At 72.4% G+C, this 15,493-nt stretch carries 14 protein-coding genes and 2 pseudogenes; 8 read left to right on the forward strand and 8 right to left on the reverse strand.

Annotated elements, in window-relative coordinates:
- Nucleotides 1-313: 313 nt before the first annotated feature.
- Complete coding sequence (locus tag ABT297_RS35930) at nt 314-1,051, reverse strand: hypothetical protein (RefSeq protein WP_350556951.1); 738 nt, start codon at nt 1,049-1,051, stop codon at nt 314-316.
- Here ABT297_RS35930 and ABT297_RS35935 point away from each other — a divergent pair.
- The gene (locus ABT297_RS35935) at nt 965-1,756 is read left to right on the forward strand and encodes a HEAT repeat domain-containing protein (RefSeq protein ID WP_350556952.1); all 792 of its coding nucleotides are present in this window, start codon (nt 965-967) and stop codon (nt 1,754-1,756) included. The two genes, ABT297_RS35930 and ABT297_RS35935, sit on opposite strands and share 87 nt — an antisense overlap.
- Nucleotides 1,757-1,887: 131 nt before the next feature.
- On the opposite strand, the gene ABT297_RS35940 is transcribed toward ABT297_RS35935, so the two are convergent.
- Genes ABT297_RS35940 through ABT297_RS35950 form a run of 3 tightly spaced genes read right to left on the reverse strand, consistent with a single transcriptional unit; the run spans nt 1,888 to nt 5,412 of the window.
- Nucleotides 1,888-3,690: a DUF8189 domain-containing protein gene (locus ABT297_RS35940; RefSeq protein WP_350556953.1), complete on the reverse strand. Its 1,803-nt coding sequence runs from the start codon at nt 3,688-3,690 to the stop codon at nt 1,888-1,890.
- A gap of 26 nt (nt 3,691-3,716) precedes the next feature.
- Nucleotides 3,717-4,478, reverse strand: coding sequence for an ABC transporter permease (locus ABT297_RS35945; protein WP_350556954.1), 762 nt, complete (start codon nt 4,476-4,478; stop codon nt 3,717-3,719).
- The gene (locus ABT297_RS35950) at nt 4,471-5,412 is read right to left on the reverse strand and encodes an ATP-binding cassette domain-containing protein (protein WP_350556955.1); all 942 of its coding nucleotides are present in this window, start codon (nt 5,410-5,412) and stop codon (nt 4,471-4,473) included. Before ABT297_RS35950 ends, ABT297_RS35945 begins: the two co-directional genes overlap by 8 nt.
- A 106-nt stretch (nt 5,413-5,518) precedes the next feature.
- Here ABT297_RS35950 and ABT297_RS35955 point away from each other — a divergent pair, with 106 nt between their 5' ends.
- From ABT297_RS35955 to ABT297_RS35980, 6 genes are all read left to right on the forward strand, one after another.
- A complete protein-coding gene (locus ABT297_RS35955; protein WP_350556956.1) occupies nt 5,519-6,265 on the forward strand; it encodes a TetR/AcrR family transcriptional regulator in 747 nt (248 codons plus the stop codon).
- A gap of 83 nt (nt 6,266-6,348) precedes the next feature.
- Nucleotides 6,349-8,730, forward strand: coding sequence for a hypothetical protein (locus tag ABT297_RS35960; RefSeq protein ID WP_350556957.1), 2,382 nt, complete (start codon nt 6,349-6,351; stop codon nt 8,728-8,730).
- Complete coding sequence (locus tag ABT297_RS35965; protein WP_350556958.1) at nt 8,730-9,596, forward strand: methyltransferase domain-containing protein; 867 nt, start codon at nt 8,730-8,732, stop codon at nt 9,594-9,596. The genes ABT297_RS35960 and ABT297_RS35965 overlap by 1 nt, the downstream gene beginning before the upstream one ends.
- 27 nt (nt 9,597-9,623) lie before the next feature.
- Complete coding sequence (locus ABT297_RS35970; RefSeq protein ID WP_350556959.1) at nt 9,624-11,141, forward strand: deoxyguanosinetriphosphate triphosphohydrolase family protein; 1,518 nt, start codon at nt 9,624-9,626, stop codon at nt 11,139-11,141.
- A 26-nt stretch (nt 11,142-11,167) separates the two neighbouring features.
- Nucleotides 11,168-12,538 (forward strand): FAD-dependent oxidoreductase, encoded by a 1,371-nt coding sequence (locus ABT297_RS35975; RefSeq protein ID WP_350556960.1) that lies wholly within the window; start codon nt 11,168-11,170, stop codon nt 12,536-12,538.
- Nucleotides 12,539-12,542: 4 nt separating this feature from the next.
- Entirely contained in the window at nt 12,543-12,974 is a 432-nt protein-coding gene (locus ABT297_RS35980) for a GNAT family N-acetyltransferase (protein ID WP_350556961.1), read from the forward strand.
- A 36-nt stretch (nt 12,975-13,010) separates the two neighbouring features.
- Here the strand turns inward: ABT297_RS35980 and ABT297_RS35985 are convergent.
- The 4 genes and pseudogenes from ABT297_RS35985 to msrB all read right to left on the reverse strand — a co-directional run.
- A pseudogene (locus ABT297_RS35985) lies at nt 13,011-13,211 on the reverse strand (peptide-methionine (R)-S-oxide reductase); the annotation flags it as partial.
- A 20-nt stretch (nt 13,212-13,231) separates the two neighbouring features.
- Nucleotides 13,232-13,819 carry a nucleotidyl transferase AbiEii/AbiGii toxin family protein gene (locus ABT297_RS35990; RefSeq protein WP_350556962.1) on the reverse strand — a complete coding sequence of 196 codons (588 nt, stop codon included), beginning with the start codon at nt 13,817-13,819 and terminating at the stop codon, nt 13,232-13,234.
- The gene (locus tag ABT297_RS35995; RefSeq protein ID WP_350556963.1) at nt 13,816-14,022 is read right to left on the reverse strand and encodes a hypothetical protein; all 207 of its coding nucleotides are present in this window, start codon (nt 14,020-14,022) and stop codon (nt 13,816-13,818) included. The genes ABT297_RS35990 and ABT297_RS35995 overlap by 4 nt, the downstream gene beginning before the upstream one ends.
- A 9-nt stretch (nt 14,023-14,031) precedes the next feature.
- Nucleotides 14,032-14,442, reverse strand: a complete 411-nt coding sequence (gene msrB / locus ABT297_RS36000; RefSeq protein WP_350556964.1) for a peptide-methionine (R)-S-oxide reductase MsrB — start codon at nt 14,440-14,442, stop codon at nt 14,032-14,034.
- A 195-nt stretch (nt 14,443-14,637) separates the two neighbouring features.
- On the opposite strand from msrB, the pseudogene ABT297_RS36005 reads away from it, so the two are divergent.
- Nucleotides 14,638-15,493: pseudogene (locus tag ABT297_RS36005) on the forward strand (hypothetical protein); the annotation flags it as partial.

The following is a 15,493-nucleotide window of genomic DNA, read 5'->3' on the forward strand; positions in this document are numbered from 1 at the left end:
TCGATGTCCATCTGAGGGGCGAACCCCCTGGAAGATCTCCGCGAAGGCGCGCACACTCTCGTGGATGAGCGACCTCGCGTCCTCCCGACCCGCGCCCGACGAGCCGCCGGACCCGTGCCCCGGTGGCCCCGCCGACGTGTCCGGGCTGTTCCCCCGGGCGTCGGAGCTGTTCGTACCGGCGGCGCGGGACCCGGCCGACGCGCTGCCGGACGGCCTGGACGGGTTCGCCCTGAACCCGCTGGCCGAGGTGATCGCCGATCCGGCCGATCTGGCGGGGTCCGCCTCGTCCCTCGATCCGTCCTCGTCTCCGTCCTCAGCCTCGTCGGCCGAGATCGGTGATGGCGGCTCCTTCGGCGATGGCGCTTCCTTCGGTGATGGCGCTTCCTTCGGTGATGGCGCTTCCTTCGGTGATGGCGCTTCCTTCGGTGATGGCGCTTCCTTCGGTGATGGCGCTTCCTTCGGAGAGTTCGCGGACGCCACCTCGTTCGGTGACGCTGCCTCGTTCCGAGATGTCGTCGCGTTCGGTGACACTGTCACGTTCGGCGGCGGCGCCCTGTTCGGCGACAGTGTCTCGTCGACTGACGGTGCCTCGTCGGGTGACGGTGTCGTGTTCAGTGACGGTGCCCGATTGGGTGACGGTGTCGCGTTCGGCGACGGTGCCCGATTGGGTGACAGTGTCGCGTTCGGCGACGGTGCCCGATTGGGTGACAGTGTCGCGTCGGGCGATGGCGTCCCATTGGGTGACAGTGCCCTCTTGGGTGGGAGTGTCATGTTCGGTGACGGTGCTCGATTGGGTGACAGTGTCTCGTCGGCTGACGGTGCCTCGTTGGGTGACGGCGTCGTGTTCGGTGACAGTGTCGCGTTCGGTGACGGTGCCTCGTTCGGTGACAGTGCGCCGTTCCGGGATGCTGTCGACGACACCGAGCCGACGGCGCGCACGATCGCGGCGCTGCTGGAGGCCCCGATGACGTCGGCGGCCGAGCTCGCCGAGGCGGTGGCATGGTGTTACGACGACGCGGCACTGCCGCTGCTGCTGCCGCTGGCCCGCCATCCCGACGCCGGCGTGCGGCGGGCCGTGGCCCAGGCACTGCCGAGCGTCCTGGGCGACGCCGAGCCCGGCGACACCGTTCGCGCGCTGATCAGGCTCAGCGCCGACGCCGACGAGGACGTGCGCGACTGGGCGTGCTTCGCGCTCGGCACCCAGCTGTCGGAGGTCGACGACCGGGTGGTCCGTGACGCGCTCGCGGCGCGCCTGGACGACCCGCACGACGACACGCGCTGCGAGGCGCTGCTGGGCCTGGCCCGCCGCCGCGACAGCCGTGCCCTGCCGGTGCTGCACGAGCGCCTGGCCCGGGACAACGTGTACTCCCTGGAGATCGACGCCGCCGGTGCGCTGGGACACGCCTCGCTGCACACGCTGGTGCGCGGGCACCTTTGCGGTTGGGACGGCGACGTGGTGGCACGGGTGTGCGCCGCGCTACGCCTGACCGACCCCGACGGTGTCGGTGACGATCTGCTGGACGGCCTGGCCGAGTGGTTCCGGGCGGGCGCGCCGCACGCCACCGACGAGGATCGATACTGGTGGGCGGTGACACTGCAACTGCTGGAGCATGCGGAGTATCGTGCGCCGGAGATCGCCGAACAGGTCCACCATCGCCTGCTGGGTCTGGAGCCGGCGACGGCACTGATGCTCGGCTCGCGCCTGTCCCAGCTGGCCGGCGACCACGGCTGGCCACGCTGGCACTCGTCCTACTGACACCCGAACGCTGACAGTGTCACACGCGACACGGCGCTGTCACGCGCGACACGGCGCTGTCACGCGCGACACGGCGCTCGCCGATCCGCGCAGCGCGGCGGTCAGCGGAGCGGTGGTCGGCGGAGCAACGGTCAGGACGGGTTGGTCATGATCGTCGACCAGCCCGTCCACACCGCCTGGCCCGGCAGCCACAGTTGGGTCACCAGGTTGCCGCCGGACACCGCGAAGATCTCGGTGTTGCCGGTGTACGGGTTGAGGATCACGGCCGGGTCGGTGTCGAGGGAGCCGCCGATCGCGGTCCACGGGGTCCAGCCGCAGCCGGGCATGACCAGGGTGTACGCCAGGGTGCGCCCGGACACCGCGTAGATCTCGGTCGAGCGGTAGCGCGGGTTGTAGAACACCGCCGGATCGCCGGTGATCGAACCGCCGAGGTCGTTCCACGCCGACCACTGCGCGCCCGCGTAGTACCGCTGCACCAGCCGCCCGCCGGGACCGCGGGCGTAGATCTCGGTCGAGCCCCACACCGGGCTGCGGAACACGGCCGGGTCGCCGGCGAGGCGGCCACCCAGGTCGTTCCAGGCCGACCAGCCCACGTCGTAGTACTTCTGCACCAGCTGGCCGTTCGCGCCGCGGGCGTAGATCTCCGTGGTGCCGTACGTCGGGTTGTAGAGCACCTCGGCCGGGTCGCCGGCGAGGTCGCCGCCCAGGTCGTTCCAGCCGGACCAGCCGCCGGCGTAGAACCGCTGCCACAGGTGCCCGTCGGTGCCGCGGGCGTAGATCTCCGTCGAGCCGTACCGCGGGCTGTAGAACACGACCGGGTCGCCGGCCAGGCTGCCGCCGAGATCGGTCCAGCCCGACCACCGTCCGCCCTGCCAGTACTTCTGCGCCAGCCGGCCGTCCCGGGTGCGTGCGTAGACCTCGACGGTGCGGGCCGCCGGGTTCTGCAGCACGTGGGGGGTGCCGGCGATCCCGCCGCCGAAGTTGCTCCAGCTCGACCAGCCGTAACCGGGGCTCCAGTACCGCTGCGACAGCCCGTGGCCCGCGTTGGTGTACACCTGCACCTGCGCGGTCGCGCCGTGCGTGACGACGGCCGGCCGCGCGATCAGCGGCTCCGGCGGGTCGATCCCGGCCAGCCGGCGTAGCTGGTCGAGGTCGCCGTTGAACACGTCCTTGTCGTAGTTGCCCTGCTGCCGGTTGTCGCCGGCGGCGTACTGCCACAGCGTCCACCGCGACCAGCCGTTGGGCAGCTTCGGCGCGGTGCCGCTCCAGCTCGCCACGTCCAGCGGGTACGAGGCGAACTGGGTGGTGGTCCCGACGCACTGGTTCCACCAGCTCGCCGCCGTGTAGATCATCGCCTTGCGCCCGATGCGGACCTGCACCTGGTCCAGGAACGCCTGGATCCAGGCGCGCATGGCGGCCTGGTCGAGGTCGTAGCAGGGGCCGATGCCGCTGAAGTACGGCCATTCGAGGTCGACGAACGGCACCAGGGTCCGCGAGTCGTTCACCCAGGCGGCGTTGTCGATGAAGATGTTCGCGTCGCCGACCGGGTCGCGGTGGTCGGGCCGGGCGAAGGTGTACGCCCCGGCGAGCAGCCCGGCTCGCTTGGCGTCGGCGATGTCCCGGGCGAAGTACGGGTTGATGTAGTTGTTCGTCTCGGTCGCCTTGATGTAGGCGAAGGAGACGCCCTGAGCCGCCTGAGCCGCCCAGTCGATGGTCTTGAAGGTGCTGTGGTCGTGGCTGGACACGTCGATGCCCCGGACGGTGTACTGCGGGCCAGGCACCCCGCCGGCCTCGGCCCGATGCGCCCCGGCCTGCGCGTGGCCTCCCCCTTGGATATCGCCGGACGGCGGGTCCCAGGCGTGGGCCGGGGCCGCCACCCCGGGCAAGCCGAGACACAGGCCGGTGAGCAGGGCGGCGGCCAGCAGGGAGCGCATCGGATCACACTATGACAAAACGCCCGTCATTCGCGGGTCTTGGCGCGGAACAGTACCCCCGCGGCGACCACCGACACGAGCACGATCCCGGCGCACCACGCGACCGCGCGCCACGGCGCCGCGCCGACCGGCTCGTCGAGCAGCAGGCCGCGCAGGCTCTCCGTGATCGGCGTGACCGGCTGGTTGCCGGCGAAGCCGCGTAGCCACGACGGCATGGTGTCGATCGGGACGAAGGCGCTGCTGGCGTACGGCAGGAAGGTGATCACGAACGTGTAGCCGCCCGCCGCCTCGGCCGAGCCGGCCAGCAGCCCCAGCGCGGCGGAGAGCCACGACACCGCGGCGATGACCATGACCAGGATGCCGGCGGCGGCGAGCCACTGGCCGGCGTCGGCGCGCGGGCGGAAGCCGATGGCGAGCGCGACGCCGAGGACCAGCGCGCTGGACAGCACGTTGCGGGCCAGGCTCGCGGTGACGTGGCCGGACAGCAGCGCCGCGCCGCCGACGTCGAGGGAGCGGAGCCGATCGACGATGCCCTCGGTGAGGTCGTTGGCGACGGAGACCGCGGTCATCGCGGAGCCGAACGAGACGCACAGCAGCATGACGCCGGGGACCACGTACGTCACGTAGTCGGTCCCGACGCGCAGGGCGCCGCCGAACAGGTACACGAAGACGATCATGAGCATGACCGGCAGCGCGACCGACATGACGAGCGCCTCGATGTTGCGCCGGCCCAGGCGCAGCGAGCGGCCACCGAGCACGGTCCAGTGCGTGAGCGCGGTGCTAGACACCGGCGAGCTCCTTCCGGGAGGTCAGGGACAGGAAGACGTCGTCGAGCGTGGCGCTGTGCAGGTAGAAGCGGCGCACCGCCGAGCCCGCGGGGTCGATCTCGTCGAGCACGGAGCGCACGTGCGCGGCGCTGCCGTCGGTGGTCACGCCGAGGGTGAGCCGGGCGTCGTCGCGCTGCACGACCCGGGCGCCGAGGCGCGCGGCGACCGCGTCGAACGCGGCCCGGTCGATCAGGTCAAGGTCGAGGCGCTGGTCGCCGAAGCGCCGCTTGAGTTCGGCCGGGCTGCCCTCGGCGACCACCCGGCCGTGGTCGACGACGGCGATGCGGGCGGCGAGGCGGTCGGCCTCCTCCAGGTACTGCGTGGTGAGGAAGACGGTGGTGCCGGAGCCGACGAGCCCGTCGATGACGTCCCACATCGCCTGCCGGCTGGTCAGGTCCAGCCCGGTGGTCGGCTCGTCCAGAAAGATCACCGAGGGCCGCCCGGTCAGCCCGGCGGCGAGGTCGAGCCGGCGGCGCATGCCGCCGGAGTACTGGCCCGCGCGCCGGTTCGCGGCCTCGGTGAGCCCGAAGCGCTCCAGCAGCTCGGCGGCGCGCCGGTGGGCCTCGCGCCGGGACAGCCCGGACAACCGGGCCGTCATCCGTAGGTTCTCGGCGCCGGTCTGCAGCTCGTCGACGGCCGCGTACTGCCCGGTGAGGCTGATCGCGCGGCGCACCAGGTGCCGCTCGCGGACCACGTCATGGCCCGCGACCCGGGCGGTGCCCGCGTCGGGGCGCACGAGCGTGGCGAGGATGCGCACGGTGGTGGTCTTGCCGGCGCCATTCGGGCCGAGCAGGCAGAACACCGTGCCGGCGGGCACCCGCAGGTCCACCCCGGTGAGCACCGCGAGCCTGCCGTAGGACTTCGTGAGGCCGGTCGCCTCGATGGCGGCGTCCATGCGCCTTCCCCTCTTGCGTATCTCATACGCGCATGCGTATAACATACGCTCGTGCGTATGTTATACCCAGAAGTAGAATCTCCAGTCAATGAGCGGTACGGACGGTATGAGCGAGTACGAAGAGGGCATGCCCTCGGTTCTTGCCGCGGCGTGGGGACTGCGCGAGCGGCCGGGCAAGGGGCCGCGGCTGACGCTCGAGCGCATCGTCGCCGCCGGGGTGAAGGTGGCCGCCACCGACGGGCTCAGCGCCGTGTCCATGGGCCGGGTCGCGAGAGAGCTCGGCGCGGCGACGATGTCGCTGTACCGCCATGTCACGACCAAGGACGAGCTGCTCGAGCTCATGGTCGACGCCGCGGTCGGCCAGCCGCCCCCGCTGCCGCCCGGCGGGGGGTGGCGGGCCGGCCTGACCAGCTTCGCGCGCGCCTATCTCGGCCTGCTGCGCCGCCAGCCGTGGGTGATCCGGGTGCCGTTGAACTCCCCGCCGATCATGCCGAACCAGATCGCCTGGATGGACTACGGCCTGGCGGCGATGGGCGGCACCGTGCTGCGCCAGGACGAGCGGCTCTCTACGATCATGATCGTCAGCGGCATCGTGCGGAGCTGGGCGCTCCTGTCCGCCGACATCAACGCCGCCGCCCAGGCCGGCGGGGTCACCACCGAGCAGTCGACGTTCGGCTACGGCCGGCTGCTCAAGCGCCTCGCCGACCCGGCTCGGTTCCCGGCCGTCGGCGAGCTCGTCGCCTCCGGCGTGCTGGAGACGCCGGACGCGGCGCCCGACGACGACTTCGAGTTCGGCCTGGCGCGCTTCCTCGACGGCCTGGAGGCGCTCATCCGGAGCCGCGAAACCCCCTGATCGGGTGGAAGTCCCGCGCTGCCTCACCCCGGTGTCATGCGTTGCATACGTTGCGTCAGACATCTCGAGGAATGGCGGAACGTGTGACAGCAACGGTCGAGAGGCGGACCCCGGTGGCCGTCGCCGCGGCCTCGCGCCGGGGGGCCGCGGCCGCCTGGGTGCCGCCGGCGGTCCTCGCCGTGCTGGTCGCCGCCGGCCTGAGGTTCTACGGCGTCCCGGTGCCGGCCACCGCCATCTTCGCGCTGTACGTGCTGCTGGGCATCGTCGCGCCCGGCACCCTGGTGTGGCGGGCGATCCGCGGCCGCTCCGGCTGGCTCGTCGAGGACCTCGCCGCCGGCCTCGCCATCGGCTACGCCGGCGAGGTCCTCGCCTACATCCCGGCCCGGGCGATCGGCGCGCCGCTGCTCGTGCTGGCCTGGCCCGCCGCCGTCATCGGCCTGTTCCTGGCCCTGCCGCGGCTGCGCCGGCACTGGCGGGGCAGCACCGCGCCCGCCGACCGCACCCCGCTGTGGTGGTCGCTGATCCTGTCCGGCACCGCCGCCGTCGTCTTCTACTGGAGCTGCGTGCGCTTCTTCCGCACGCACGACCTGCGCGAGCCGGGCATGCTCAGCCCCGACGCCGACTCACCGTTCCACCTGGCCCTCATCGGCGACGCCAGGCACCACATGCCGCTGCTGTCGCCGTGGCTGCCGGACCAGCCGGTGCTGTACCACTGGTTCGTCTACGCCGAGATGGCCGCCACCTCCTGGGTCACCGGCATCGAGCCGCACGTGCTGCTGGTGCGCCTCGCACCGCTGCCGATGATCTTCGGCCTGGTCGCGCTGCTCGGCGTGCTCGGCCGGCGGCTCACCGGCGTGTGGTGGGCCGGCGCGGCCGCCGCCGTCACCACGTTCTTCGTGCTGACCCCGCTGCCGTACCACTGGCCCCTGGAGGGCTGGTTCTCCGCCTTCGGCACCAACGCCTACGAGGACGGCTCGTCGCTGCGCGCCCAGCTGTGGACGAGCCCGACCCAGACGTTCGGCGCGCTGCTGTTCGCCGGCCTCGCGCTCGCCCTCGTCGAGGCCATGGGCATGCACACCCGCGCCCGCTGGGCCCTCGTCGTGCTGCTCACCGCCGCCGTCACCGGCGCCAAGGCGACCTTCCTGCCCATGCTGCTGGCCGGGCTGCTGCTCGTGGTCGCGGTCCGGCTGGTCACCCGCCGCCGGGTGCACCCGGGCGCGCTGTTCGCCGCCGCCGTCGCCCTTCTCGGGCTGCTGTTCGCCCAGTTCGTGCTCTTCGGCGGCGCGTCGCAGGGCATGGCCGTCGACCCGCTGCACTTCGCGCAGATCTCCGGCGCGCCGTACACGCTGAAGTTCGCCGCGCCCGAGTACCCGCACCCGCCGTGGCGCCTGCTCGTCGTCACCGCGCTGACGGTCAGCTGCTGGGCGTGCATCTGGCCCGGCCTGCTCGGGCTGGGCCGGCTCGCACCGACCCTGCGGCACGCCCGGCGGATGCGCCGCGACCTGGGCATCGCCGCCGACCCGGTGATCCTCATGTTCGGCATCGGGATCTCCGGCGTCGGGGCGCTGATGATCTTCGGCCACGAGGCCGGCGCCGAGGGCTGGTTCATGGTCTCCGCCCGCCCGTACCTGTCGCTCGCCTCCGTTGTCGGCCTGGTGCTGCTCACGCCCCGCGGGCTGCCGGTGCGGCGCACGCTGGTGCAGGTGTACGCCGCGATCGGCGTCGGCGCGCTGATCCTGTTCGTGGTGCACAAGCTCGGCTCCATGCGCACCCCGAAACTCCAGAACACGGGCAGCCTGGCGGTCACGCTGTGGTACCTGGTCTGGCCCTACCTGCTCTCCTACGCGCTGCTGGGAATCGCGGGCTACTGGGCGTACCGCCGGAATCTGCCGGCGTGGCGGACCCTCGTGGCCGCCATGCTCGCCGGGGCCTGCATGATCACCGCGCTCCAGCACGTCTACATGATGACCCGCGCGTCGCGCCTCGGCGGCTGGCACGGCGTCGTGCAGATCGCCACGTTCGTCACGCCCGGCACCCAGGAGGCCGGGCGCTGGCTGCGCGAGCACTCCGACCCGGACGACCTCGTCGCCACCAACGCGCACTGCATCGGCGACCCGTACTCGACGCGGGGCTGCGACAACCGGCACTTCTGGTTCTCCGCCTACAGCGAGCGCCGCTTCCTGATCGAGGGCTGGGGCTTCACCGACCGGGCGCACAAGGAGGCGGCGAAGGCGCACGTCAACGCCATCTTCGCGCCCTACTGGGACCCGCAGAGGCTCGCCGACAACGACGCCGCGTTCTACCACCCGACCGCGCACAGCATCGGGAAGCTGCGCGACGAGTACCACGTGAAGTGGCTGTTCGTCGACGAGGGGTACCTGCTGCTGCCCTCGACCTGGATCCAGGACTACGCGCAGTTCCGCTACCGCGCGGGACGCATCGCGATCTACCAGCTGGGAGGATGATGAGCGCGACCATCCCCGACACCCGCCAGGGCCGGCTCCTGGAGGTGCTCGCCTGCCCCCGTTGCCACGCCCGGCTCGACGCCTCGCTGACCTGCGTGGTGTGCGGCTGCGCCGGGCGGCGCGACGGCGACCGGCTCGACTTCGGCGGGTTCGCCGCCGCCGAGCTCACCGCCGACCCGCTCAACCGGCTCAAGGAGCTGGTCAAGACCCGCCTGCACCGGCTGTACCCGGCCGTGATCCGGGTGCTCTCCCCGGTGCAGGACCGGCCCGGGCTCGTCGCCGGGTTCCTGCGCACGTTCGACCTCGGTCGCGACCTCGTCGCCGACCTCGGCTGCGGCACCCACCGCCGCGACGAGCGCGTCATCTGCATCGACGGCGGCGCGTACGGCAACGTCGACGTCGTCACCGACCTGCGCCGGCTGCCCCTCGCCGACGGCAGCCTCGCCGGCGGGGTGAGCATCGCCGTGCTCGAGCACGTGCCCGACCCGGCCGCGCACATCGCCGAGATGCACCGGGTGCTGCGCCCGGGCGGGCGGATGCTCGTCTTCGTGCCGTTCCTGCAGCCGTTCCACGCCTCGCCGTACGACTTCCAGCGCTACACCGAGGTGGGCCTGCGCGAGCAGTTCGGCGCGTTCGAGGTGCTCGGCGTGCGCGTCGGGGCCGGACCCACCTCCGGCCTGCTGTGGGTGCTGCAGGAGTGGCTGGCGATGGTGCTGTCCTTCGGCAGCCGCCGGCTCTACCGGGTGATCCTGCCGCTCACCTGGGTGCTGTCCCCGCTCAAGCTGCTCGATCTGCTGCTGGTGCACCACCCGATGGCGGCGCAGGCGGCGAGCGGGTTCGTGATCGAGGTACGCAAGCCGGAGTGAGCCGTCCTGCCTGATAGAAATAGCGGGATGAACGAGGACCAGCGCGCGCGGCGGCTCTTCGGCGGGGCGGTGGTGGCCCCCGGCGACCTGACCGGCAGCCCCTACCGGGTGGACCGGGACCGCATCGTCGCCTCGCCGTTCTTCGCCCGCCTCGGCGGCGTCACGCAGGTGATCAGCCCCGGCGGCTCCGGGCTGCTGGTGCACAACCGGCTCACCCACAGCCTCAAGGTCGCCAGCGTCGCCCGCGGCATCGTCGAGCGGCTGTGCGCCGACGCCGAGCAGCGCTCCCTGCTGGACAAGCTCGGCGGCTGCGACGCCGACGTGGTCGAGGCCGCCGCGCTCGCCCACGACCTCGGCCACCCGCCGTTCGGCCACCTCGGCGAGCGGGTCCTGGACCGGCTGGCCCGCGAGCGGCTCGGGCTGCCCGACGGCTTCGAGGGCAACGCCCAGTCGTACCGCATCGTCACCAGCACCCAGGTGCGCGGCGCCGCCATCGGGCTCGACCTGACCGCGGCGGTGCGGGCGGCGCTGCTGAAGTACCCGTGGACCCGCCGCACCCACCCCGACCCGCACCCGATGCACCTGAGCCCGACGCCACGCGGCGCCGGGGGAGACCCCGAGACCGGCTCGGCGAAGTTCGGCGCGTACGTCACCGAGCTCGCCGACCTGCGCCAGGCCCGCGCCCCGTTCGCCGGCCGGCTCGCCGACTGGCAGCAGACCGTCGAGGCGTCGGTGATGGACACCGCCGACGACATCGCCTACGCCATCCACGACCTCGAGGACTTCCACCGCGTCGGGGTGCTGCAGCAGGGCTCCGTCGCGGCCGAGCTCGTCGCCTGGCAGCGCGACGCGGCCGGCCTGCGCGCCCTCGGCGACACGCAGCTGCGCGCGAGCGTCCGCCGGCCCGGCCGCTCGGTGGAGCAGCTGCGCCGCGAGCTCCATCGCAAGGACGGCTGGATCTGCGACGACGACGCGTTCTCCGCCGCCGTCGAGCACGTGCGCGCCGAGCTCGCCGACGGGCTGCTCGCCGCGCCGTTCGACGGCTCCATCGTCGCCGAGCAGGCGGTGGCGCGCTTCTCGGCCCGGTGGACCCGCCGGCTCATCGACGCCGTGCACGTGCGCGCCGACCAGCCGGTGCGCTCCGGCCACGTGCTGCTGGCCCGGCCACAGTGGCACGAGGTGCAGGTGCTCAAGCTGATCCACCACCGGTTCGTGCTCGAACGCCCCGACCTGGCCCTGCACCAGCGCGGCCAGGCGCGGCTGCTGGCCGCGCTCGTCGAGGCGCTGCACGCCTGGCTCGCCGACCCCGAGGAGGGTGCGCGGCTGCCCCGCCGGCTGCACGACCTGGTCGAGCTCGCCGAGGCGGAGACCGAGACGCTCACCCCCGCCGACTACGGCCTGAAGACCCTCGACGTGGCGGCGATGGCCCGCGGCCGGGCGATCGTCGACTTCGTCGCCGCGCTCACCGACGGGCAGGCGGTCGGTCTGCTGGAGGCCCTGTCCGGCCGCTCCCGGCAGCTGTGGACGGACGCCTTCGTACTGTGAACGGCATGACTGGCCACAATGGGCGGGTGACCGAGCGACTGGTGGTGATCGGCGGCGACGCCGCGGGAATGAGCGCGGCGTCCCAGGCGCGGCGTCGGCGCGGCGCCGACGACCTGGCCATCGTCGCCTTCGAGCGCGGACAGCACGTCTCCTACTCGGCGTGCGGCATCCCGTACCTCGTCGCCGGCGACGTCACCGACCCCGACGACCTCGTCGCCCGGCACCCCGCCGAGTTTCGCGAGCGCCAGCGGATCGACCTGCGGCTGGGCAGCGAGGTCACGTCGATCGACACCGACCGGCGCGAGGTGCTCGTCCGTGCCGGCGACCGCGAGTACCGCGAGCCGTTCGACCAGCTCGTCATCGCCACCGGCGGGGCACCGCGGCGGCCCGAGGTGCCCGGCGCCGTCTCGCTGGGCATTCACGGCGTGCAGACGCTCGAGGACGGCATCCGGCTGCTGGGGTACCTCGACCGGCACGGCCCGCGCCGCGCGGTCGTCGTCGGCGGCGGGTACATCGGCCTGGAGATGGCCGAGGCGATGCTGCGCCGCGGCCTCGAGGTGACCCTCGTCGACGCCGCCGAGCAGCCGATGCGCACCCTGGACCCGGACATGGGCGCCCTGGTCGCCGACGCCCTGCGCGAGGAGGGTGTGAACCTGCGCCTCGGCGAGACGCTGCGGGGCTTCGCCAGCACCGGCGGTCGGGTCGCGGCCGTGCACACCTCGGCCGGTGAGATCCCTGCCGACCTGGTCATCCTCGGGCTCGGCACGCGGCCGGACAGCGACCTCGCCCGCGCCGCCGGCATCGAGATCGGCGAGACCGGCGGCATCCGGGTCGACCGGCGCATGCGCACCTCGGTCGACGGGATCTGGGCCGCCGGCGACTGCGTCGAGACGTTCCACCTCGTCTCCCAGCGGCCGGTGGCGATCGCGCTCGGCACCCACGCCAACAAGCAGGGCCGCGCCGTGGGCATCAACATCGGCGGTGGCTACGCCACGTTTCCCGGCGTGGTCGGCACCGCGGTGTCGAAGCTCTGCGCGCACGAGGTGGCCCGCACCGGCCTGAGCACCGCCGAGGCCGAGGCCGCCGGGTTCGACCCGTTCAGCGTGGTCACCGAGTCCACCACGCGCGCCGGCTACTACCCGGACGCACGGAAGATCAAAACCAAGATCATTGCCGAGCGTACGTCGGGCCGGCTGCTCGGCGCCCAGATCGTCGGGCGGGAGGGCGCCGCGAAGCGCATCGACGCGCTCGCCGTCGCGCTGTGGCACGGCATGACGGTGGAGGAGATGACCTCCCTCGACCTGTCGTACGCGCCGCCCTTCGCCCCGGTCTGGGACCCGATCCTCATCGCCGCGCGCAAGGCCGCCGAGGCGCTGGCGGCGCGCTCGGTAGGTTGAGCCGGTGATCTCGGACTTCGCGTCACTCGGCACCCGCGACCTGTACCGCCTGCTGAAGCTGCGCTGCGACGTGTTCGTCGTGGAGCAGCACTGCCCCTACCCGGAGCTCGACGGGCGCGACGAGGAGCCGGGCACGCGGCACCTGTGGCTGGACGCGCCGGACGGCTCGGTCGCGGCGTACCTGCGGATCCTCGACGAGCCCGGCGGCGGGGCCCGCATCGGCCGCGTCGTCACCGCCGCGGAGCACCGCGGCCGGGGCCTGGCCGGCAAGCTGCTGGCCGAGGCGCTGGAGCGCATCGGCCCGGGCCGCGACGTGGTGCTCGACGCCCAGACCACCGCGACCGGCGTCTACGAGCGGTTCGGGTTCACCGCGTGCGGCCCGGCGTTCGACGACGAGGGCATCGAGCATGTGCCGATGCGCCGCCCGGCGGCCTAGCGGCTGCTCGACGCCCCGGGCGACCGCGCTACGTCGTCACTCCTTGGGATCGAGCCTGATCGAGAGCGAGTTCACGCAGTGGCGCGTGTCCTTCGGCGTCATCCCCTCGCCGCGGAACACGTGGCCGAGGTGCGAGTCGCAGCGCGCGCAGCGGATCTCCGTGCGCACCATGCCGTGGGAGCGGTCCTCGATCTCCTTGACGGTGCCGGGGATGGCGTCGTCGAACGAGGGCCAGCCATGCTGCGGACATCTTCAACTCAGTTCGAATGGATCAACGCCTGTAGCAGGGCGACCAGGTCGCGGTCGCGGTTGAACCCTCGCATCATGATCAGCTCGACGGCGGAGCGGGCCGAGGTGAAGTCGTCCGCCGTTGCGGCTTCGCGAAGTGCGCGCAGGTCCGCAAGATCCTGCGGCCGTGAGTCGTCATCGCGAGCCAGCAGTTTGAGGGCGATGAGGTGGCCTGTTGTCGCCACCGGCAAGGTCAGCTCGGGCGAGATCTCAACGTTTTCGGCGGCCTCGACGATCTCCGGCTCGATGCCAGAGCTGGCAAACAGCAGGTCGACGACGATGCCGACTCCGCCGATGTGCCGCCTGAGGCGTACCGTAGCCAGCCTGCCGGTGTCATGCTCCAACGTCGAGAACAGAGAGTACCCACAACCGAGCAGATCGCGAACGAGGGCTTCGGCGCCACTGTCGTCGGCGACAGCGACCGCTATGTCGACATCGCGAGTGAATCGGGGTTGGGCGCGGGCCGACACCGCGAAACCCCCCACCAGTGCCCAAGCGCGACCGAATCGGGTGATGTCGGCTGCGGCTTGTTGCAGTGCAAGTTCGAGTTGGTTCACGAGAACCTGTCAGACAGGCGGCCGGCCGCATCGCCGATCGGGGCGTCCGATCGTGAGGACAGCCATTGGTCGACTGCCGCCTCGATCTCCGTGGCCGTCGCCTGTGGGTGCTGGCGGCGGAGGCGGGCGCGCTGCATGTTCTCGCCCAGTTCGTACATGTCGAGAGCGAGGCGGAGCCGATCGGCGGCGGACTCGTCGGGCATGCATCGATTCTACTGGTCGCGGGGCTCCAGGCGGATCGACAGGGAGTTCACGCAGTGGCGCGTGTCCTTCGGCGTCATCCGCTCGCCGCGGAACACGTGGCCGAGGTGCGAGTCGCAGCGCGCGCAGCGGATCTCGGTGCGCACCATGCCGTGCGAGCGGTCCTCGATCTCCTTGACGGTGCCGGGGATGGCGTCATCGAACGAGGGCCAGCCGCAGTGCGAGTCGAACTTGGCGCCGCTTTCGAAGAGCTGCTCACCGCAGGCGCGGCAGCGGTACACGCCGTCGGTCTTGGTGTTGACGTACTCCCCGCTCCAAGGAGCCTCGGTCCCGGCGAGGCGCAGCACCCGGAACTCGTCCGGGGAAAGCCGCGCCCGCCACTCCGCGTCGGTCGTGGGCAGGCTGACAACTGGCTCGGTCATGCCTCAACGGTAGGCCGCCCCCCGCATCACGACCATTACGGCCCGAGAACGCGCACCACCGCGATCCTCGGCGTTTGTCCATATTTGCCGGAAACCACCCGAGTCGTTCGCCGCGGCTGCCTCGTTGGCTCACTGGAAAGCCACGATTCGGACTTTTGTGGTGTAACGGACGACCGTTTGGGGTGTTGGACGACGATGAGGCTGCTGCACAAGGCTGTCGCGGTCGGCGCGATGGGCGCCGCCGGCATCACTTCCCTGGCCGCCGCCGCCCAGGCGGCGCCCGACGCCTCCGCCGTCGAGGTCCTGCCGGGTACGCTGCGGCTGCTGACGGAGCCCTCGTTCCCCGGCCACTCCCAACCTGGCCGGGATGGCTCGGACTCCTCCGGCTACGGCTCGGGCGCCCATTCGCGCACGTGGGGCAACGGCCGGGGACACGCACCCTCCCACGGCCCGTCCGGTTCGGCCAACGGATACGGCGGTTCGGGCCAGGGCAACGGCTCAGGCCAGGGTAACGGCTCGGGTCAGGGCAACGGCGGGTCAGGTTCGGCCAACGGATACGGCGGTTCGGGCCAGGGCAACGGCTCCGGTCAGGGCAACGGCGGCTCAGGTCCTGGCGGTGGCTCGGGTCAGGGTAACGGTGGGCCAGGTTCGGGTGGCGGCTCGGGTCAGGGTAACGGTGGGCCAGGTTCGGGTGGCGGCTCGGGCCAAGGCAACGGCGGGTCAGGTTCGGGCGGCGGCTCAGGTCAGGGCAACGGCGGCGGCACGGGCGGGAACAGCGGCGGCGGTGGGGCGGGCGGTGTCAACGGCACAGCGCCAGGCGGCGGCGCCGGCACGACGCCCGGCGGTGCCAACGGCATCACTCCCGGTGGTGCTGCGGTGACCGGCGTCCCGGCGGGCGCTGCCCAGGTCGGCGAGCTCCCGGTGACCGGCTCGTCGTCCCCGCTGCTCACCACGGTCGGCTTCGCCTTCATCGTCGTCGGCGCCGGCGCGCTCTACCTGACCCGGCTCGGCAACCGCGACGAGGAGTCCGGCCCGGCCCGCGTGCCGGGCC

Source organism: Dactylosporangium sp. NPDC000555, assembly GCF_040300025.1.
In the GTDB taxonomy this organism is placed as follows: Bacteria; Actinomycetota; Actinomycetes; order Mycobacteriales; family Micromonosporaceae; genus Dactylosporangium.